At 58.4% G+C, this 20,923-nt stretch carries 13 protein-coding genes; 9 read left to right on the top strand and 4 right to left on the bottom strand.

The genetic code is table 11. The annotated features are described in order from the left end of the window. The first annotated feature begins 75 nt into the window (after positions 1-75). Positions 76-2,709 (top strand): DNA topoisomerase (ATP-hydrolyzing) subunit A, encoded by a 2,634-nt coding sequence (gyrA, locus tag QLG03_RS08970; RefSeq protein ID WP_255989023.1) that lies wholly within the window; start codon positions 76-78, stop codon positions 2,707-2,709. A 131-nt stretch (positions 2,710-2,840) separates the two neighbouring features. Further along, complete coding sequence (rcsC, locus tag QLG03_RS08965; protein WP_023290484.1) at positions 2,841-5,681, top strand: two-component system sensor histidine kinase RcsC; 2,841 nt, start codon at positions 2,841-2,843, stop codon at positions 5,679-5,681. Between the two features lie 44 nt (positions 5,682-5,725). On the opposite strand, the gene rcsB is transcribed toward rcsC, so the two are convergent. Both rcsB and rcsD read right to left on the bottom strand, forming a co-directional pair. Continuing rightward, positions 5,726-6,376 carry a response regulator transcription factor RcsB gene (gene rcsB, locus QLG03_RS08960; RefSeq protein ID WP_002913007.1) on the bottom strand — a complete coding sequence of 217 codons (651 nt, stop codon included), beginning with the start codon at positions 6,374-6,376 and terminating at the stop codon, positions 5,726-5,728. A 15-nt stretch (positions 6,377-6,391) separates the two neighbouring features. Further along, positions 6,392-9,049, bottom strand: a complete 2,658-nt coding sequence (gene rcsD, locus QLG03_RS08955; RefSeq protein ID WP_023290483.1) for a phosphotransferase RcsD — start codon at positions 9,047-9,049, stop codon at positions 6,392-6,394. A 772-nt stretch (positions 9,050-9,821) separates the two neighbouring features. On the opposite strand from rcsD, the gene ompK36 reads away from it, so the two are divergent. The 6 genes from ompK36 to mgtE all read left to right on the top strand — a co-directional run bounded on the left by ompK36 (position 9,822) and on the right by mgtE (position 17,164). Further along, on the top strand, positions 9,822-10,913 hold the full coding sequence (gene ompK36, locus QLG03_RS08950) for a porin OmpK36 (protein ID WP_117136808.1): 1,092 nt from the start codon (positions 9,822-9,824) through the stop codon (positions 10,911-10,913). Between the two features lie 103 nt (positions 10,914-11,016). Beyond that, on the top strand, positions 11,017-12,069 hold the full coding sequence (apbE, locus tag QLG03_RS08945) for an FAD:protein FMN transferase ApbE (protein WP_282473618.1): 1,053 nt from the start codon (positions 11,017-11,019) through the stop codon (positions 12,067-12,069). 73 nt (positions 12,070-12,142) lie between these two features. After that, positions 12,143-13,207, top strand: coding sequence for a bifunctional DNA-binding transcriptional regulator/O6-methylguanine-DNA methyltransferase Ada (gene ada, locus QLG03_RS08940; protein WP_072422099.1), 1,065 nt, complete (start codon positions 12,143-12,145; stop codon positions 13,205-13,207). Continuing rightward, entirely contained in the window at positions 13,207-13,860 is a 654-nt protein-coding gene (gene alkB / locus QLG03_RS08935; RefSeq protein ID WP_147733367.1) for a DNA oxidative demethylase AlkB, read from the top strand. Before ada ends, alkB begins: the two co-directional genes overlap by 1 nt. Before the next feature lie 74 nt (positions 13,861-13,934). Continuing rightward, entirely contained in the window at positions 13,935-15,578 is a 1,644-nt protein-coding gene (locus tag QLG03_RS08930) for a multidrug ABC transporter permease/ATP-binding protein (protein ID WP_255989029.1), read from the top strand. A 149-nt stretch (positions 15,579-15,727) separates the two neighbouring features. Beyond that, a complete protein-coding gene (gene mgtE, locus QLG03_RS08925; RefSeq protein ID WP_023290477.1) occupies positions 15,728-17,164 on the top strand; it encodes a magnesium transporter in 1,437 nt (478 codons plus the stop codon). Here the strand turns inward: mgtE and QLG03_RS08920 are convergent. After that, entirely contained in the window at positions 17,127-18,365 is a 1,239-nt protein-coding gene (locus tag QLG03_RS08920) for a SulP family inorganic anion transporter (protein ID WP_023290476.1), read from the bottom strand. The two genes, mgtE and QLG03_RS08920, sit on opposite strands and share 38 nt — an antisense overlap. A 281-nt stretch (positions 18,366-18,646) precedes the next feature. Here QLG03_RS08920 and mqo point away from each other — a divergent pair, with 281 nt between their 5' ends. Beyond that, the gene (mqo, locus tag QLG03_RS08915; protein WP_032453547.1) at positions 18,647-20,281 is read left to right on the top strand and encodes a malate dehydrogenase (quinone); all 1,635 of its coding nucleotides are present in this window, start codon (positions 18,647-18,649) and stop codon (positions 20,279-20,281) included. Positions 20,282-20,336: 55 nt separating this feature from the next. Here the strand turns inward: mqo and eco are convergent, their stop codons facing one another. Then, on the bottom strand, positions 20,337-20,828 hold the full coding sequence (gene eco, locus QLG03_RS08910; RefSeq protein ID WP_023290474.1) for a serine protease inhibitor ecotin: 492 nt from the start codon (positions 20,826-20,828) through the stop codon (positions 20,337-20,339). Positions 20,829-20,923: the final 95 nt, after the last annotated feature.

Genomic DNA, 20,923 nt, shown 5'->3' with positions numbered 1-20,923 from the left:
TTTACCTCTCTTAGCGCGGCTGTGTTATAATTTGCGACCTTTGAATCCGGGATACAGTAGAGGGATAGCGGTTAGATGAGCGACCTTGCGAGAGAAATTACACCGGTCAACATTGAGGAAGAGCTTAAGAACTCTTATCTGGATTATGCGATGTCGGTCATTGTTGGCCGTGCGCTGCCGGATGTCCGAGATGGCCTGAAGCCGGTACACCGTCGCGTACTATACGCCATGAACGTATTGGGCAATGACTGGAACAAAGCCTATAAAAAATCAGCCCGTGTCGTTGGTGACGTAATCGGTAAATACCACCCGCACGGCGACTCCGCGGTATACGACACCATCGTGCGTATGGCGCAGCCGTTCTCGCTGCGTTACATGCTGGTGGACGGCCAGGGTAACTTTGGTTCCATCGACGGCGACTCCGCCGCGGCGATGCGTTATACCGAAATTCGTCTGGCGAAAATCGCTCATGAGCTGATGGCCGATCTTGAAAAAGAGACGGTCGATTTCGTTGACAACTATGACGGCACGGAGCGTATTCCGGACGTCATGCCGACCAAAATTCCTAACCTGCTGGTAAACGGCGCCTCCGGGATCGCCGTCGGGATGGCCACCAACATACCGCCGCATAACCTGACGGAAGTGATCAACGGCTGTCTGGCCTATGTCGACGATGAAGACATCAGCATTGAAGGGCTGATGGCGCATATTCCTGGCCCTGATTTCCCGACCGCCGCCATTATCAACGGCCGTCGCGGCATTGAAGAGGCCTACCGCACCGGTCGCGGTAAAGTCTACATCCGCGCGCGCGCGGAAGTGGAAGTGGACGCGAAATCCGGCCGCGAAACCATCATCGTGCATGAAATTCCCTATCAGGTGAACAAAGCGCGCCTGATTGAGAAAATCGCCGAGCTGGTAAAAGAAAAACGCGTGGAAGGCATCAGCGCGCTGCGTGACGAGTCTGATAAAGACGGGTTGCGCATCGTGATTGAAGTGAAGCGCGACGCGGTAGGGGAAGTGGTGCTCAACAACCTCTATTCCCAGACCCAGCTGCAGGTCTCCTTCGGCATCAACATGGTTGCGCTGCACCATGGCCAGCCGAAGATCATGAACCTGAAAGACATCATCGCCGCCTTCGTGCGCCACCGCCGCGAAGTGGTGACCCGTCGCACCATTTTCGAGCTGCGTAAAGCCCGTGACCGCGCGCATATCCTCGAAGCGCTGGCCGTGGCGCTGGCCAATATCGACCCGATTATCGAACTGATCCGTCGCGCGCCGACCCCGGCTGAAGCGAAAGCGGCGCTGGTTGCCCAGGCGTGGGATCTCGGTAACGTCGCGGCGATGCTGGAGCGTGCCGGTGATGACGCCGCGCGTCCGGAATGGCTGGAGCCAGAGTTCGGCGTGCGCGAGGGTAAATACTACCTGACCGAGCAGCAGGCCCAGGCGATTCTGGATCTGCGTCTGCAGAAACTGACCGGTCTTGAGCATGAAAAACTGCTCGACGAATATAAAGAGCTGCTGGAGCAGATCGCGGAACTGCTGCACATCCTCGGCAGCGCCGACCGTCTGATGGAAGTGATTCGCGAAGAGCTGGAGCTGATCCGCGACCAGTTCGGCGACGAACGTCGTACCGAAATCACCGCCAACAGCGCTGATATCAACATCGAAGATCTGATCAACCAGGAAGACGTGGTGGTCACCCTGTCGCATCAGGGCTATGTGAAGTATCAGCCGCTGACCGACTACGAAGCACAGCGTCGTGGCGGTAAAGGCAAATCGGCAGCGCGCATTAAAGAAGAAGACTTTATTGACCGCCTGCTGGTGGCCAACACCCATGACACCATCCTCTGCTTCTCAAGCCGCGGTCGTCTGTACTGGATGAAGGTCTATCAGCTGCCGGAGGCCAGCCGCGGCGCGCGCGGTCGTCCGATCGTCAACCTGCTGCCGCTGGAAGCCGATGAGCGTATCACCGCTATCCTGCCGGTCCGCGAGTATGAAGAGGGCGTCAACGTCTTTATGGCCACCGCCAGCGGTACCGTGAAGAAAACCGCGCTGACCGAGTTCAGTCGTCCGCGTTCCGCCGGCATTATCGCGGTGAACCTGAACGAAGGCGATGAGCTGATCGGCGTCGATCTGACCTCTGGTCAGGACGAAGTGATGCTGTTCTCCGCGGCCGGCAAGGTCGTGCGCTTCAAAGAGGATGCCGTTCGCGCCATGGGCCGTACCGCCACCGGCGTACGCGGCATTAAGCTGGCGGAAAACGACAGCGTCGTCTCGCTGATTATTCCGCGCGGCGAAGGCGCGATCCTGACGGTGACGCAAAACGGTTACGGTAAACGTACCGCCGCGGCTGAGTATCCGACCAAGTCGCGTGCCACCCAGGGCGTTATCTCGATCAAAGTCACCGAGCGTAACGGTTCCGTGGTCGGCGCCGTACAGGTGGATGATTGCGATCAGATCATGATGATCACCGACGCCGGGACGCTGGTGCGTACCCGCGTTTCCGAAGTGAGCATCGTGGGCCGTAACACCCAGGGCGTGATCCTCATCCGCACCGCGGAAGATGAAAACGTGGTGGGGCTGCAGCGCGTCGCTGAGCCGGTCGACGACGAAGAACTGGACGCCATCGACGGTAGCGCGGCGGAAGGCGATGACGATATCGCCCCGGAAGCGGATACCGATGACGACATCGCCGAAGACGAAGAGTAATCGTCCCAGGTAAATGTTCTGAAAGGGCCGGGTATTCTCCCGGCCCTTTTTGCATTAACATTGCGGCAAAGCCGGTTTACCGCTACTTTAACCCCATTCTGTTGAGTCCCTGACGGCCGAGCATCGCCACATTGAAATATCTTGCCTCTTTTCACACAACCCTGAAGGTTTCCCGTTATCTGTTCAGAGCGCTGGCGGTATTGCTGTGGCTGCTGATTGCGTTTGTCTCTGTGTTTTATATCGTCAACGCGCTGCACGAGCGGGAAGCCGAGATCCATCAGGAGCTCAATCTCAACGCCGATCAGGCCCAGCGCTACATTCAGCGTACGGCGGATGTGATTAAAGAGCTGAAGTACGTCGCCGGTAACCGGCTGTCGGCAGGGGATGCGGTAGCGCAAGGGCAAAGCGGCGATATTGCGATCCCCAGCTTTGAACCCCTGTATCCTGACTCCGACTGCAGCGCGATGAGTAGCGCCTGGCGTAATTCGCTCCAATCGCTGGCGTGGTTTATGCGCTACTGGCGGGATAATTTTACCGCCGCCTATGACCTTAACCGCATCTTTCTCATCGGCAGCGATAATCTCTGTATGGCCAACTTTGGCCTGCGTGACGTGCCGATTGAGCGCGATCAGGCGCTGAAAGTCCTGCATCAACGCATTGAGCAATACCGCAATGCGCCGCAAAACGAGCGCGGCAACAACCTGTTCTGGATAAGCCAGGGCATGCGCCCCGGGGTGGGCTATTTTTACGCCCTGACGCCGATCTATATGGCCAATCGCCTGCAGGCGATGCTCGGCGTTGAGCAGACCATCCGCATGGAAAGCTTCTTTACGCCGGGCAGCCTGCCGATGAGCGTGACTATCTTCGACGATAACGGCCAGCCGCTGATCTCCCTGGCCGGCGCGGAAAGCAAAATCCAGAGCGAAGCGAAATGGATGCAGGAGCGAATGTGGTTTGGCTACAGCGCGGGTTTCCGCGAGCTGGTGCTGAAGAAAAGCCTCGCGCCGTCCTCCCTGAGCATCGTCTATTCCGTCTCGGTAGACCAGGTGCTGGAGCGGATCCGTATGCTGATCATCAACGCCATCGTTCTCAATATCCTCAGCGGCGCGATGCTGTTTGCGCTGGCGCGGATGTATGAGCGGCGCATTTTTATCCCTGCGGAAAATGACGCTCAGCGGCTGGAAGAGCATGAGCAGTTCAACCGCAAAATCGTGGCCTCCGCCCCGGTGGGGATCTGTATTCTGCGCACCCTCGACGGGACCAACATTCTCAGTAACGAGCTGGCGCACAACTATCTGAACATGCTGACCCATGAGGACCGCCAGCGGCTGACGCAGATCATCTGCGGCCAGCAGGTCAACTTTGTCGATGTGCTGACCAGCAACCATACCAACCTGCAGATTAGCTTTGTCCACTCGCGCTATCGCAACGAAAACGTGGCGATTTGCGTGCTGGTGGACGTTTCCGCCCGCGTGAAGATGGAAGAGTCGCTGCAGGAGATGGCCCAGGCGGCGGAGCAGGCCAGCCAGTCGAAATCGATGTTCCTTGCCACCGTCAGCCATGAGCTGCGTACTCCGCTGTATGGCATCATCGGCAACCTCGATCTGCTGCAGACCAAAGCGTTGCCGAAGGGCGTCGATCGCCTGGTGACGGCGATGAACAACTCCTCAAGCCTGCTGTTGAAAATCATCAGCGATATTCTCGATTTCTCCAAAATCGAGTCCGAGCAATTGAAGATCGAGCCGCGGGAATTTTCCCCGCGCGAGGTCATGAACCATATCTCCGCCAACTATCTGCCGCTGGTGGTGCGCAAGCAGCTGGGTCTGTACTGCTTTATCGAACCGGACGTTCCGGAACAGATGTCCGGCGACCCGATGCGCCTGCAGCAGGTGATCTCCAACCTGCTGAGCAATGCGATCAAGTTCACCGACACCGGCTGCATTATCCTGCACGTCCAGTGCGCGGGGGATTATCTGCAGATTAGCGTCCGCGACACCGGGGAGGGGATCCCGGCGAAAGAGGTATTGCGCCTCTTCGACCCCTTCTTCCAGGTGGGGACCGGCGTGCAGCGCAACTTCCAGGGCACCGGCCTTGGCCTGGCGATTTGTGAAAAACTGATCAGCATGATGGATGGCGATATCGCCGTGGAAACGGAGCCGGGAATGGGCAGCCGCTTTACCATCCGCATCCCGCTGTATGGCGTGCAGAACACGCCGCAGATGACGGCGAACGGTTTCGCTGGCAAGACCTGCTGGCTGGCCATCCACAACACCTCGCTGGCGATGTTCGTCACCTCGCTGCTCAGCTATCACGGCCTTACGGTACGTCGTCATGCCGGAGAAACCCCGGACGCCGAGGATGTCTTACTCACTGACGATGAAGCGCTGAGCGGCTGGCAGGGAAGGGCGATGGTCATCTTCTGCCGTCGTCATATCGGTATTCCGCAGGAACGGGCCGCCGGCGAGTGGCTGCATAGCGTGACGACGCCGCATGAACTGCTGCCGCTGTTGGGGCGTATTTTCCACGTCGCGCTGGCCAGTGCGGACAATAGCCGGGCGCTGATGGCGCCGGAGGCGCAGGCCGGCAATAACGACGACATGATGATCCTCGTGGTCGACGATCATCCGATCAACCGGCGCCTGCTGGCGGATCAGCTGGGATCGCTCGGCTACCAGTGCGTGACCGCGAACGACGGGGTCGACGCGCTCAACGTCCTCAGCAAGCAGCACATCGATATCGTGCTCAGCGACGTCAACATGCCTAATATGGATGGTTATCGCCTGACGCAGCGCATTCGTCAGCTTGGCCTGACGCTGCCGGTGATTGGCGTCACGGCCAATGCCCTGGCGGAAGAGAAGCAGCGCTGTCTGGAATCGGGGATGGACAGCTGTCTGTCCAAGCCGGTGACGCTTGACGTGCTGAAGCAAACGCTGACGGTATATGCGGCGCGGGTACGTAAAGGGCGGGAATAACGGGGAACTCCGTCTCGCCGGGGCGAGACGGAGAGAGCGTAGGGTTACTCTTTGTCCGTCGCGCTCAGCGAGACGGAGGACAGGTAGTTCAGCAGGGCGATGTCGTTTTCGACGCCCAGCTTCATCATTGCCGACTTTTTCTGGCTACTGATGGTTTTGATGCTGCGGTTAAGCTTTTTGGCGATCTCGGTCACCAGGAAGCCTTCGGCGAACAGACGCAGCACTTCGCTCTCCTTCGGCGACAGGCGTTTATCGCCATAGCCGCTGGCGCTGATTTTTTCCAGCAGACGAGAGACGCTTTCCGGGGTGAATTTCTTCCCTTTCTGCAGCGCGGCCAGCGCTTTTGGCAGATCGGTCGGCGCCCCCTGCTTGAGGACGATCCCTTCGATATCCAGATCCAGCACCGCGCTGAGGATCGCCGGGTTGTTGTTCATGGTCAGAACAATGATCGACAGATCCGGGAAGTGGCGCTTGATGTATTTAATCAGCGTGATCCCGTCGCCGTATTTATCACCGGGCATGGACAGATCGGTGATCAGCACATGGGCGTCCAGCTTCGGAAGATTGTTGATAAGGGCCGTGGAGTCTTCAAACTCGCCAACGACGTTCACCCACTCAATTTGCTCAAGTGACTTACGAATACCGAACAGTACGATCGGATGGTCATCGGCAATAATTACGTTCATAGTGTTCATGTATAAGGCTACCTTCTACAGCAAGCTCTTGACGTAAGCGTCAATGTCGCTGATATATTTTTCTATGCCTTGCGCATCCTTTTCGCGAATCAGATGCTCAAGCGTTTCACATAACTGTTTGCCGGGTATCAGATTAAGCATAGCAAATGCCCCTTTGAGGCGGTGGGCGGTTTGTGCCAGAGCAGCAAAATCGCCCGCTTCGATTTCAGTATACAATCTCTGAACATCATCCGGTACCGTATCGGCAAACAGTGCGTAATAGCCGCTGGCATGGAGTTCGGCGTTACTCTCGTTTCCTGAGGTGGCGGGCTGAACCGCCTCCTCCGCCAGCTGCTGCTCAATAAGCTGCAGGATAGCCTCCTGCATCGCCGTGCTAATATTAAAGTTGACCCGCAGTTGGCCCGGGCCGATTTTGCGTATCCCAACCTCATCATCGCTTAAAAGCAAGCCCGAAGCAGTAAGATTAGACGGATTATCCGTTAAATACAGATCGAACGCTTGACTTGTCGCCCGATCGTCCGGCGTGATGCAGGACGCCCCCCAGCTCTCCAGCTGGCGGGTGACAATCCGCCGCACTTCGCTGGAGGTCACATCCAGCAGGACGATAACGTCATCCAGCAGATGTTCTCCCGCCTCTGGCGCCTCTTCGCTGGCCGGCATTTTCAGATGCAGGCTATAGCGAGTCCCCAGCGACTCTCGCGCTTTGATGGTCAACTGCCCGCCCAGCTTGCGCGTCATGCGGTCACACAACCAGAAGGTGAGGGCGTTCGCTTTGCCGTACAGATCGCTCTGGGTCTCATTGAGATACGGGAAGTGCATATTGTCGATCTCGTTAGCCGAGACCCCGTTGCCGGTATCGAGAATGCGGAAGGTCAGGCGATCGCTGGCCGACTCTTCCTGGCAGACGTCGAGGGTGATCTTGCCGATCGGCGTGGTGGTGACGGAATACTGGATCAGCAGCACCAGCGTGCGCCGCAGCGCTTCACGGTCGCCATAGCGTTGCTCGCCGGCAGGCAGCGCGTTATTGATAAGCAACTGCAGCCCCTTGCGCTTCATCGCCGGCAGCACCTCCGGTACGACGTCGTCGATCAGCTCCTGCACCGAGAACAGCGACTGGCTGGTTTTCCAGGCATCGCTTTCCAGCAGGTTAGCCAGCTGAATGTCATCGATCAGTGTGACCAGCTCATCGGCATGCTGCGCCAGCGTCCGGTTCTCCGCGCCGTCGAGCGCCGCTGCCTCGGCCGCCAGGTTCAGGGCGGGCTGCTTCAGGGCGCTGCCGATATGCTGCATAAAGGCCGCCCGGCCCTGCTGGTTTTTCTCATACAAGCGCTGGGCCTGTTTGAGCTTTTTATTGACCAGCACTTCGCGGTCCTGGTCTCGGATAATCAGGATCTGCGTGCGCGGCGCTACCTGGCTGCGATACTGGCGGATCTCATACTGTTCGTTGTTGACGGTGGCCTGGATCACCCCCTGATGCTGGTCCGCCATGTTGGTGATGTTCTGCAGGTTCAGGTGTGGAAGCAGATGGTCGGCAATCGGGTTGCTGATCACCGTTCGGTTGGCTTCCTGATCGTGGACGAGCAGCCCCAGCGGCAGCAAAGACACAATTTCTTCATTAATGGCGCGCAGTAAACGCAGTTCGCTATTGGCGGCGGAGGGGAGCCCGGCGCCCGAGGCACTGCTGCGTCCTTTATAATGCCGAAAGGTGGTGAAACCGAACAGGGCCAGCGCCAGCAGGCCAATGTTAAGCAGCAGCGGCAGAAGAATGTTTTGCAGGGACTCCAGCAGCATGGTGCTCATCGGGACCGTCCACAGCACCTGCATACCGGTGGTGCTGATGTCGGTGGCGATGTCAATCTGCATGCCGTTGAAGGTGATCCCGATATGATCGCTAGCCTCTTTCTCGGGGCTGGCGGCAACATTTTGCGAGGGATCAGGCTCGATACGGAAGCTGTCCAGCGCCATGCCCGGCGGGATCAGATCGTTAATCGGCAGGTCGAAGGCGACCACTGTCGCCAGGTGTCCAGGCTGATTGAAGGTAGTACGTAACGTAAAGTAGTGCGCGTTCTGCCAGGCAAGATGGCGCAGCGGCGAGAAGGTCTCGCGCTCATCAAGGGTATTGGCCTGCAGCAGCATTTCCGCGCGCCGGGATTCCACCACGCTGCTGATGGTTGACTCTTTAAAGCTTGAGGAGAGGTCCTTCAACGGCAGGGTGGAGATGAGAATCAGGCTATTATCCAGACCATTGAGATAGTACATCGACCACGGAATGGTCTCCGCGCCCCACAAAATATCCAGATAATCGGACATTTTTTGCGTCATCTCGAGGGTCGAGCTGTCGTGGGAGCCAAAGATCAGGGCTTCGGTTTTACGTCGGGGCTTCTCCAGATAGTACACGTCCTGCTTTAAACGCGTCTCCTGCAGGCCGCCGCTGGCGGTGTTGGAAGAGGTGGCGGCGATATTGTCGTAGATTTGCCAGGTGGCATAGCGCCAGGTATCAATACGCTGGTGCAGGGCATGGGAGACATCAACCACCTGATAGCTCTTCTCTTTCAGCCAGGCATTGACGGCGCTTTGAATCATCACCCCCATCGTCGCCAGCAGGACAATAACCATCAAAATGAAGAAGCGGCTGATGTTGCCGGGGATCAGAGAGAATTTTTTCGGGGTCATCTTGTGGCTGAACGACTCATCATTGTTTGTAAACAGGATGTAGCGCCAGAGTAACTGGCAACAAAGCAGATGCTGCAGGCAGTATAAAGGCTAATGGCGTAAATCCATACTACAGATTGGCGCCAGCGGCGCGATACCGCCCAGGAATTATCTTAGAAACGAAGCGTAAATGAAACCGCGTCCGCAAGGCTGACAGCTGACGATATTGGCAGAAACAAAAGCGAAGAATCGCACGAAATAACAAGACATTGGCGGAATAAGCACGAAAGGCTGCCTAATTGATTGATTAATAGTCGTTAGGGAATCATTGGCTGTAGCACAGATAAATTAAAGTTGTGTAAAGAAGGGTAAAAAAAACCGGATGCGAGGCATCCGGTTGAAATAGGGGTAAACAGACATTCAGAACTGAATGACGGTAATAAATAAAGTTAATGATGATAGCGACTCTTATTTTAGTCACCAATGATCATTTTGTTTTACCATTCAGTGCTATAGGCTTGGTTTTGTATATCGTATTGATTTTGAATGGCTAAATAATTTTTTTGATTATTAGTGCGTATTTCCCTGGCCATTTTGGGGTGAAAAAAAGTTCCGCTGCATTTACAAATTGAAACATCTTGTGGGAACTTTGAAACATCTTAGAAGTTTTAGTATCATATTCTTGTTGGATTATTCTGCATTTTGCAGCACAATGAAATAGCCGACTGATTAGAAGGGTAATCAGTAAGCAGTGGCATAATAAAAGGCATATAACAAACAGAGGGTTAATAACATGAAAGTTAAAGTACTGTCCCTCCTGGTACCGGCTCTGCTGGTAGCAGGCGCAGCAAATGCGGCTGAAATTTATAACAAAGACGGCAACAAATTAGACCTGTACGGTAAAATTGACGGTCTGCACTACTTCTCTGACGACAAGGGCGTCGACGGCGACCAGACCTACATGCGTGTAGGCGTGAAAGGCGAAACTCAGATCAACGACCAGCTGACCGGTTACGGCCAGTGGGAATACAACGTTCAGGCGAACAACACTGAAAGCTCCAGCGATCAGGCCTGGACTCGTCTGGCATTCGCCGGTCTGAAATTTGGCGACGCGGGCTCTTTCGACTACGGTCGTAACTACGGCGTAGTATACGACGTAACGTCCTGGACCGACGTTCTGCCGGAATTCGGCGGCGACACCTACGGTTCTGACAACTTCCTGCAGTCCCGTGCTAACGGCGTTGCAACCTATCGTAACTCTGACTTCTTCGGTCTGGTTGACGGCCTGAACTTTGCTCTGCAGTACCAGGGTAAAAACGGCAGCGTCAGCGGCGAAGGCGCGACCAACAACGGTCGTGGCGCTCAGAAACAGAACGGTGACGGCTTCGGTACCTCTGTAACTTATGACATCTTTGATGGCATCAGCGCTGGTTTCGCGTACTCTCACTCTAAACGTACCGACGATCAGAACAACCTGGTTCTGGGTCGTGGCGACAACGCTGAAACCTACACCGGCGGTCTGAAATACGACGCGAACAACGTTTACCTGGCCACTCAGTACACCCAGACCTACAACGCGACCCGCGCTGGTTCTCTGGGCTTTGCTAACAAAGCGCAGAACTTCGAAGTGGTTGCTCAGTACCAGTTCGACTTCGGTCTGCGTCCGTCCGTCGCTTACCTGCAGTCTAAAGGTAAGGATCTGGAAGGCTACGGCGACCAGGACATCCTGAAATATGTTGACGTTGGCGCGACCTACTACTTCAACAAAAACATGTCCACCTATGTTGACTACAAAATCAACCTGCTGGACGACAACAGCTTCACCCGCAAAGCCGGTGTTTCTACCGACGACGTGGTTGCCCTGGGCCTGGTTTACCAGTTCTAAGTTGCAAGCTGTATAACAAAAAGGCGCCTCTGGCGCCTTTTTTTATGTCTGGTTTAACCTCGCTGGTATACTCTTGTCGCCCTGGTAAGAGGAGCCTCGATTAATGGATATGACTTTCTTTCGCGCCGCGCTGTTGGGCGCCTGCGTACTGTTCTCTGGCTGCGATTCAGCCACCACTCCCGCGACACCCGCCTCAACGGCCACCGTACTGGATGGTAAAACGATGGGCACCTTCTGGCGGGTCAGCGTTATCGGCGTGGATGAGGCAAAGGCCCAGGCGCTGCGCGCCAAGGTTCAGGCCCAGCTGGACGCCGACGATCGCCTGCTGTCGACCTGGAAAAACGACTCGGCGCTGATGCGTTTCAACCACGCGGCGGATACCCGGCCCTGGCCGGTGAGCGAAGCGATGGTGGACATCGTGACCCTGTCGCTGCGGATTGGCGCCAAAACGGACGGCGCGATGGACATCACCGTGGGGCCGCTGGTCAATCTGTGGGGCTTTGGCCCGGATAAACAGCCGGTCGCCACCCCGGATGCGCAGGCGATCGTCGCGGCGAAAGCGCGCACCGGCCTGCAGCATCTGCAGGTTATCAATCAGAGCGGCAGGCAGTTCCTGCAAAAAGATATTCCCGATCTGTTTGTCGACCTCTCCACCGTGGGGGAAGGCTATGCCGCCGACCACCTTGCGCGCTTGATGGAGCAGGAGGGGATCTCCCGCTATCTGGTGTCGGTGGGCGGGGCGCTGGTCAGCCGCGGGATGAATGGCGAAGGCAAGCCCTGGCGGGTGGCGATCCAGAAACCGACCGACCGGGAAAACGCCGTTCAGGCGATTGTCGACATCAATGGCCACGGCATCAGCACCTCTGGCAGCTATCGCAACTACTATGAACTCGACGGGAAACGTATCTCTCACGTCATCGACCCGCAGACCGGGCAGCCGATAACCCATAAGCTGGTCTCGGTGACCGTTATTGCGCCAACGGCGCTGGAGGCGGACGGCTGGGATACCGGGCTGATGGTGCTGGGGCCGGAAAAAGCGCAGCAGGTGGTGCGCGAGCAAGGGCTGGCAGTCTACATGATCGTCAAAGAGGGGGAGGGCTTTAAAACCTGGATGTCGCCGCAGTTCCGTACCTTCCTCGTCGGCGAAAAAAATTAAAAAGCAAGATTGCGGGTTTTTTGAGGCGGGCTTTACCACAGACTGAGGATACACTTACAGCAGGAGACCCGTGATGAAACCGATAGTTGCCGATACTGATGACCGCCGCTGGCAGGCGGTCTGCGAGCGTGATACCCGGGCCGATGGTCAGTTCGTCTTTGCGGTACTGACCACCGGCATCTGCTGCCGTCCCTCCTGCCGCTCGCGGCGCGCGCGGCGGGAAAACGTGCGCTTTTTTGCTGACGTCGCTGCTGCCGTGGCGGCGGGATTCCGCCCCTGCAAACGCTGCCAGCCGGATAAAGCCTGCCCGCAGCAGCAAAGGATCGATAAAGTGGCGCAGGCCTGTCGCTTGCTGGAGCAGGAGGCGCCCCTGACCCTCGAGGCGCTGGCGCGCGAGCTGGCGGTCAGCCCGTTTCATTTCCACCGTTTATTCAAATCCGTGACCGGTATGACCCCCAAAGCCTGGCAGCAGGCGTGGCGCGCGCGACGCCTGCGCGAGGCGCTGGAGCAGGGGAAACCGGTGACCCGCGCCGCGCTGGCGGCCGGCTTCCCCGACAGCAGCAGCTATTATCGCCAGGCCGATGCCGCCTTAGGGATGACCGCCAGCCAGTTTCGCCGCGGCGGCGCCGCCGCCGTGGTGACCTGGACGACGGGCGACTGCGCGCTGGGCCGCTGCCTGGTGGCGCAAAGCGAACGCGGCGTCTGCGCCGTGCTGCCGGGTGATAACGATGCTGCATTGCTCGACGATCTGCGCCAGCGCTTTCCCCGCGCCGAGCTGCGCCAGGGCGACCCTGAGTTTCGTCGTCAGATGGCGGAGATTTTTGCCCACCTCGACGACAGCCGGCGGCCGGTGTCGCTGCCGCTGGATCTGCAGGGCACCGCGTTCCAGCTGCAGGTCTGGCAGGCGCTGCGGCAGATCCCGGCGGGCGAGACCCGCAGCTACCGCCAGGTGGCGGAGCATATTGGCCAGCCGCGGGCGGTAAGAGCCGTGGCCGGCGCCTGCGCGGCGAATTCGCTGGCGGTGATCGTTCCCTGCCATCGGGTGGTGCGTGAGAATGGCGCGCTGTCCGGTTATCGCTGGGGAACCGCGCGAAAAGCGCAGCTGCTGGCGCGCGAGGCGCAACGAGAGGAGGAGTAATGCTCGATCTGTTTAGCGATACCCCACCGTGGGAGGAGCCGCTGGCCCCCGGCGCGGTGGTACTTCGGCGCTTTGCCCGTGAGCGCGCTCCGGGGCTGCTGCAGGCGATTGCCGACGTCGCCCGTCAGTCGCCGTTTCGCCAGATGGTCACGCCGGGCGGGTACACCATGTCGGTGGCGATGACCAACTGCGGCCGGCTGGGCTGGACCACCGATCGCCACGGCTATCTCTACGCCCCGGTCGACCCGGTAACTCATCACACCTGGCCGCCGATGCCGGCCGTATTCCGTGAACTGGCGCTGGCGGCAGCCGCGGCCGGCGGCTACCCGGGCTTTTCCCCCGACGCCTGTCTGATTAACCGCTACCAGCCCGGCGCAAAGCTGTCGTTGCATCAGGATAAAGATGAACAGGATCTGCGGGCGCCGATCGTCTCGGTCTCGTTGGGCGTGCCGGCCATCTTTCAGTTTGGCGGGTTGCAGCGCAGCGACCCGCTGCAGCGGCTGCTGCTGGAGCATGGCGATGTGGTGGTCTGGGGCGGGGAGTCGCGCCTGTTTTATCATGGCGTTCAGCCGCTGAAAGCGGGCCATCATCCCGAGACCGGAGACTGTCGATATAACCTCACCTTTCGGCAGGCGGGCCGTCCCGGCGATTAAAATAAGAATTATTCTTGATGTCACCGGCGAGCCGTTTAAACTGCTGGCTGTTTTGCTTTTCCGGATAGCCTGTTATGGAACTTCTTTCTCTCGTCTGGCGCCAGTATCGCTGGCCGTTTCTGGGCGTTATTGCCCTCAGCCTGCTCAGCGCCGCGCTGGGTATCGGCTTAATCGCCTTTATTAACCTGCGCCTGATCGCCACTGTCGATACCTCGCTGCGGGTGCTGCCGGAATTTCTTGGCCTGCTGGGGCTGTTGATGGCGGTGACCCTGGGCTCGCAGCTGGCGTTGACCACCCTCGGCCATCATTTTGTTTATCGCCTGCGCGGCGAGTTTGTGAAACGCATCCTCGATACCCAGATTGAACAGGTGGAGAAGATCGGCAGCGCGTCGCTGCTTGCCGGGCTGACCAGCGATATCCGCAATATTACCATCGCCTTTGTACGCCTCCCTGAGCTGGTGCAGGGGATCATTCTCACCTTCGGCTCCGCCGCTTATCTGGCCTGGCTGTCAGGAAAAATGATGCTGGTGACGGCCCTGTGGATGGCGCTCACCATCTGGGGCGGTTTTGTGCTGGTGTCGCGGGTCTACAGACATATGGCCAGCCTGCGCGAAACGGAAGATAAGCTCTATCACGACTACCAGACGGTGCTGGAAGGGCGCAAAGAGCTGACCCTCAACCGCGAGCGCGCGGAGTATGTGTTTAATCAGCTCTACCTCCCGGACGCCCGTGAGTACCGGCACCACATCGTTCGCGCCGATACCTTCCACCTCAGCGCGGTCAACTGGTCGAATATTATGATGCTTGGCGCCATCGGGCTGGTGTTCTGGATGGCCAACAGCCTCGGCTGGGCCGATACCGCCGTGGCGGCGACCTACTCCCTGACGCTGCTGTTTTTGCGCACGCCGCTGCTCTCCGCCGTCGGCGCGCTGCCCACGCTGCTGAGCGCCCAGGTGGCATTCAACAAGCTGCGCCAGTTCTCCCTCACCCCTTACCGGGCCGATTTCCCCCGGCCGCAGCCGCAGGCTGACTGGCAGACGCTGGAGCTGCGCGATGTCACTTTCCATTATCCGGACCATCGCTTTGCGGTAGGGCCGCTTAATCTGACGCTAAAACGCGGCGAACTGGTGTTTCTGATCGGCGGCAACGGCAGCGGCAAGTCAACCCTGGCGATGCTCCTGACCGGCCTGTATCAGCCGGTTTCCGGTCAGATTCTGGTGGACGGCCAGCCGCTGGCGGCGGATAAACCGGAGGCGTACCGCAAACTGTTCTCCGCCGTGTTTACAGACGTCTGGCTGTTCGACCGTCTGCTCGGGCCGCAGGGCGAGGAGGCCGATCCGGCGCTGGTGGCAACGTGGCTGGAGCGTCTGCAAATGGCCCACAAGCTGCAGCTGGAAAACGGTAAGATCGGCGACCTGCGGCTGTCGAAAGGGCAGAAGAAGCGCGTGGCGCTCCTGCTGGCGCTGGCCGAGTCCCGGGATATCATTCTGCTGGATGAATGGGCGGCGGATCAGGATCCGCATTTCCGCCGCGAGTTCTATCAGGTCCTGCTGCCGTTGATGAAGCAGATGGGGAAAACCGTGTTCGCCATCAGCCATGACGATCACTACTTCCAGCACGCCGATCGCCTGCTGGAGATGCGTGCCGGGCAGCTGTCAGAGCTCACCGGCGAAGAGCGGGCGCAGGCCTCCCGCGATGCGGTGGCCCGCACGGCCTGATTCACGCTGCGCGCCCGGGGAAAGCCCGGGCGCCGCTGAAATTTTCAGCGTCTACATTGCTGACGGTTATTATTTCCCCCTCCTCGCGCTATGCTTAAGGCTTCCGGCCCGCAGGCCGGCTCACTATTCTCAAAAGGATTGCCCGACCGATGTCCGTTTTGCATAAAAAAAGCGCCCGCTTGCGTGACGAAGAGCGCGCCCGTCTGATTTGGCTGTTGAGCACCGATAAAGCGGTGACCTCTGCGCTGCTGGGCAAACTGACGCTGGCAGAACGTTACGATGAAGGTACGCTCGCCGATGACCTGGCCGAAGTGGAAATCCTGGTCTCGCATCTGCCGCCGCCGGATCTCGCCGATGCGCTGGAAGCGCTCCCCTATGACGCCCGCACCGCGCTGTGGTGCCAGGTGCCCGACGATAAACGCGGCGAAGTGCTGCTGGAAGCCTCAGAAAACGTCTGGGGCGACCTCATCGATAAGATGAGCGACCACGAGCTGCTGCAGGCGATGCAGCCGCTGGATATCGATGAACAGGTTTACCTGCTGCAGCATCTGCCGCGCAACCTGACCGGACGGTTGCTGGCGACCCTGCCGGCCGAGAAGCGCGCCCGTATTCGCCAGATCATGCGCTACGCCGACAACAGCGTCGGGTCGATCATGGAGTTTGAGGTCATTACGGTGCGGCCGGAGGCCACCCTGGCGGCGGTCCAGCGCTATTTGCGGCGTCTCGGTAAAATGCCGGAGAACACCGACAAACTGTTTGTCACCACCCGCAATAAGCTGCTGCTCGGCGAGCTGGAGCTGCAGACCATTCTGCTCAACGATGCGCAGAAGCGGGTGGGGGAGGTGATGGAGGGCGATCCGGTCACCTTTCAGCCGCACGAAGAGGCGGAGAAGGTGGCGCGCACCTTCGAACGTGATGACTTGCTCAGCGCCGCCGTTATCGATGCCGATGGTAAGCTGATCGGCCGTCTGACCATCGATGAAATCGTCGATGTGGTCTATGAAGAGACCGACAACGATCTGCGGCGGATGGGCGGTCTGAGCGATGAAGAAGATGTCTTCGCCCCGGTCAGCAAGGCGGTAAAAACGCGCTGGGCGTGGCTGGCGGTCAACCTGTGTACGGCGTTTATCGCATCCAGGGTCATCGACGGCTTCGAACACACCATTTCTCAGCTGGTGGCGCTGGCCTCGCTGATGCCGATCGTCGCCGGGATCGGCGGCAATACCGGCAACCAGACGATCACCATGATCGTCCGGGCGATGGCGCTGCAGCAGATCCAGCCCGGCAGCTTTACCTTCCTGATCCTGCGTGAAATGGGCGTTGCGCTGATTAATGGCCTGGTGTGGGGCGGGATCATGGGGGGCATCACCTGGTGGCTGTATGACGATCCGCAGCTTGGCGGAGTGATGACGCTGGCCATGATGCTCAACCTGCTGATGGCGGCGATGATGGGCGTCATCATCCCGATGGTCATGGTGAAGCTGGGGCGCGATCCGGCGGTCGGCTCCAGCGTGATGATCACCGCTATCACCGACACCGGCGGCTTCTTTATTTTTCTGGGGCTGGCGACGCTGTTTCTGATGTAGCCTGCGCTTTTGCCCGCAGGCGGCGGGGGATGATCGCCATCGCGACGATCCCCGCCAGCACGCCAATCGCCAGATTGCTGGTTCCCACCGTCGCGGCGACGGTCACCAGCATCACCAGCGTTTCCGGCCACGGATTGCGCGCCAGCTCGCCCGGGCGAATGCTGTGCCAGCTAAAGGTCTTCACCGCCACGATCACCATCACCCCGGCCAGGACCGCCATCGGGATCTTCGCCATCACCTGGCTGAGCGCTGTCACCAGCAGGAGCAGCACCAGACCGGCGATCGCCGTAGAGAGACGGCTGCGGGCTTTACCCATTTCCACGTTAACGATGGTCTGGCCGATCATCGCGCAGCCCGCGATACCGCCATAACAGCCGGCGAGGATGTTGGCGATACCCAGCCCGGCGCTCTCCCGAGATTTATTCGACGGCGTATGGGTCAGGTCATCCACCAGCTTAGCCGTCAGCAAAGACTCCATCAGGCCGACAAAGGCGATGCTGAGGGCGCACGGCCAGATAATCTGCAGCGTGGCAAGATTGAGGGGAACGGTCAGGGCGGTGAATCCCGGCAGGCCGCCGCTCATCGAGCCTTCATCGCCGACGGTCGGCAGCAGCTGGCCGGTGGTGACGGTATAGAGAGTGAGCGCGACGATGGCGATCAGCGGCGCCGGGATAGCCTTAATAAAGCGCGGCGCCCACAGGACGATAAGCAGCGTCAGGACAAACAGGCCGACGATGAGCGGCTGGCGGCTCCAGAAGTGCGGCACCTGGGCAAAGAAAATCAGGATCCCGAGGGCGTTGACGAACCCGGTCATCACCGCCGGGGGGATAAAGCGCATCAGGCGCGCCATGCCGCACAGACCAAACAAAATTTGAATAATACCCGCCAGAATGACGGCTGGCAGAATGTAACCCACGCCGTGCTGATGCACCATCGGGCCAATGACCAGCGCTACTGAGCCCGCGGCCGCGGTGACCATCGCCGGGCGTCCGCCGAGTAGCGACATCGCCAGACAGAGCACCACGGAAGCAATCAGGCTCACCTGTGGGTCAACGCCGGCGATGACAGAAAAAGAAATCACTTCCGGGATTAACGCCAGGGCGGTGAGCACGCCGGCCAGGGCTTCGCGCGTCAGCAGCGACGGAGAACGGAGGATGGTGCGCAGGTTGCCGGAAGCGGCGGAGTCAGAAACTGGAGGCATAAAAAAAGTTCGCAGCTTATAAAAAAAGGAGGAGCGGTGTCAGACCCAGCTTCCGTGCGGTCTGTCACAAAACCAGGGATGATAGCGCGGAATCTACCAGCGCACCAGTACAAAAAGTGATTTGCTGTATACATTTATTAAACATTTTTATAACGGATCTCAAAACAGAACTTAAAATTTAAACAATATTTAAATTTTTGAGCTTCGGTGGTAACGTGAGGGGTGAGAATCGTATCACCTGCGCTAAATAAAAACAGCGAGTAAAGTAAGGCTCAAATCCGATGAATAAAAAGATGGCCGTACCACGCTCACAGGCGGTTGGTCCCAACAGCACTCGGACCAACACCCGCCATGAGCAAGAGACGGATGTATTGTTGATTGGCGGCGGCATTATGAGCGCCACACTGGGAACCTGGCTGCAGGAGCTTGAGCCAGACTGGTCTATTACCATGGTTGAGCAGATGTCCAGCGTGGCGGAAGAGAGCTCAAACGGGTGGAACAATGCGGGGACCGGCCACGCGGCGCTGATGGAGCTGAACTACACGCCGCAGACCGCCAACGGCATCAATATCGACAAAGCGGTCGACATCAACGAAGCCTTCCACATCTCGCGTCAGTTCTGGGCGCATCAGGTGACGCGCGGCGTCCTGAACAAACCAAAATCATTCATTAACAGCGTGCCGCACATGAGCTTTGTGTGGGGCGAAGATAACGTCAACTTCCTGCGCGCGCGCTATGCGGCGCTGCAGCAGAGCGAACTGTTCCGCGGCATTCGTTACTCTGAAGACCATCAGCAGATCAAAGCCTGGGCGCCGCTGGTGATGGAAGGTCGCGACCCGCTGCAAAAAGTGGCCGCCACCCGTACGGAAGTGGGAACCGACGTCAACTATGGCGAAATCACCCGCCAGCTGATCGCCAGCCTGCAAAAGCATGATAATTTCTCCCTCCAGTTGGGCACCGTGGTACGTCGCTTCAAGCGCAACGCCGACAAGAGCTGGACGGTCACCCTCGCGGATGCCGACAACCGTCGTCAGAAGCGGGTTATTAAAGCCAAATTTATCTTTATCGGCGCCGGCGGCGCGGCGCTGACCCTGCTGCAGGAAACCGGCATTCCGCAGGCCAAAGAGTATGCGGGCTTCCCGGTCGGCGGCCAGTTCCTGGTCTGCGAAAATCCGGAGGTGGTAAACCACCATCTGGCGAAGGTTTACGGCCAGGCCGAAGTGGGCGCGCCGCCGATGTCGGTGCCGCATATCGATACCCGTATTATCGACGGTAAACGCGTGGTGCTGTTCGGGCCGTTCGCGACCTTCTCGACCCGCTTCCTGAAGAACGGTTCGCTGTGGGATCTGCTGGCCTCGACCAATACCTCGAATATCCTGCCGATGCTCAACGTCGGCCTGGACAACTTCGATCTGGTGAAATATCTGATTAGCCAGGTGATGCAGAAAGATAAAGATCGTCTGGCCGCGCTGTGCGAATACTATCCGGAAGCGCGGAAAGAGGACTGGCGGTTGTGGCAGGCCGGTCAGCGCGTGCAGATCATCAAGCGCGATGCGAAGAAGGGCGGGGTACTCCGCCTGGGCACCGAAGTGGTCAGCGATGACGAAGGCACCGTCGCGGCGCTGCTCGGCGCATCGCCAGGCGCCTCCACCGCGGCGCCTATCATGCTGCAGCTGATGGAAAAAGTGTTTAAGGACAAAGTTAATTCGCCGGAATGGCAGGCAAGGCTGAAGGCGATCATCCCGACCTACGGTATTCGCCTTGATGGTAACCCGGCGGAGATTGAGAAAGCGCTGGCGTGGACCAGTGAAGTGCTGGAGCTGAAATATGAGCCAGCCGCGGCGATGGATGAAGCCCCGCAGGCGGAGCTGAAGCCGCTGAGCGGCGGCAAGCCGATAGCGGATATCGCGCTCTGACAAAAACGGCAGCCTGCGGGCTGCCGTTTTTTTATTGCCGTTTTAATGGCACGCCTTAGCGGACCTCGGCGTTACCGATAGTCTCCTCCGCGCGCCAGATGCGATATTTCACATCGACATTGGTCGGCGTGTAGACGACGATCGGCAGCTTGCTGTTGTAGCGCAGCATGGCGTCATCGCCGAGGCCGGCAGTCACAAATTTCTTCGTTTTCTTGCCGTCCGGGCAGGCCATCATGGTGGATACCGGGCCGCTCAGCTTATCAAAAACATAGTAGTCATAACCCCAGCCTTCCAGGGTTTTGCTTTCCAGCTCCCCGCCAAGACGATGGTGGTTGCAGTCGACTTCCAGCGTCTGGCCGATCATCAGCTCAACCTTCAGCGCCGATTCATCCTGCTGCTGCGGCAGCTGAATAACCTGACGCTTCATGCCTTTTTCCGCTTTCGGGAACGGCGCGACTTTTTCCAGCGGCTGGTCTGCGGCCAGGGCGCCGGCGGACATGCAGGCGGCGGTCAGCAGAGAAACGGCTAGCGTAGTGATTTTTTTCACGGTTGATCATCCTTTATTTTCGTTCCTGACAGAGATAGCCTATCATCACTTTACTAAATGTTAAGATTTATTTACCAATTTTTGCAAAATGAATA

This window comes from Klebsiella sp. V115_8 (assembly GCF_029967715.1).
Taxonomy (GTDB): domain Bacteria; phylum Pseudomonadota; class Gammaproteobacteria; order Enterobacterales; family Enterobacteriaceae; genus Klebsiella; species Klebsiella quasipneumoniae.
Note: the sequence above shows the minus strand (reverse complement) of the source record. Positions and strands in the feature narration are given on the sequence as shown.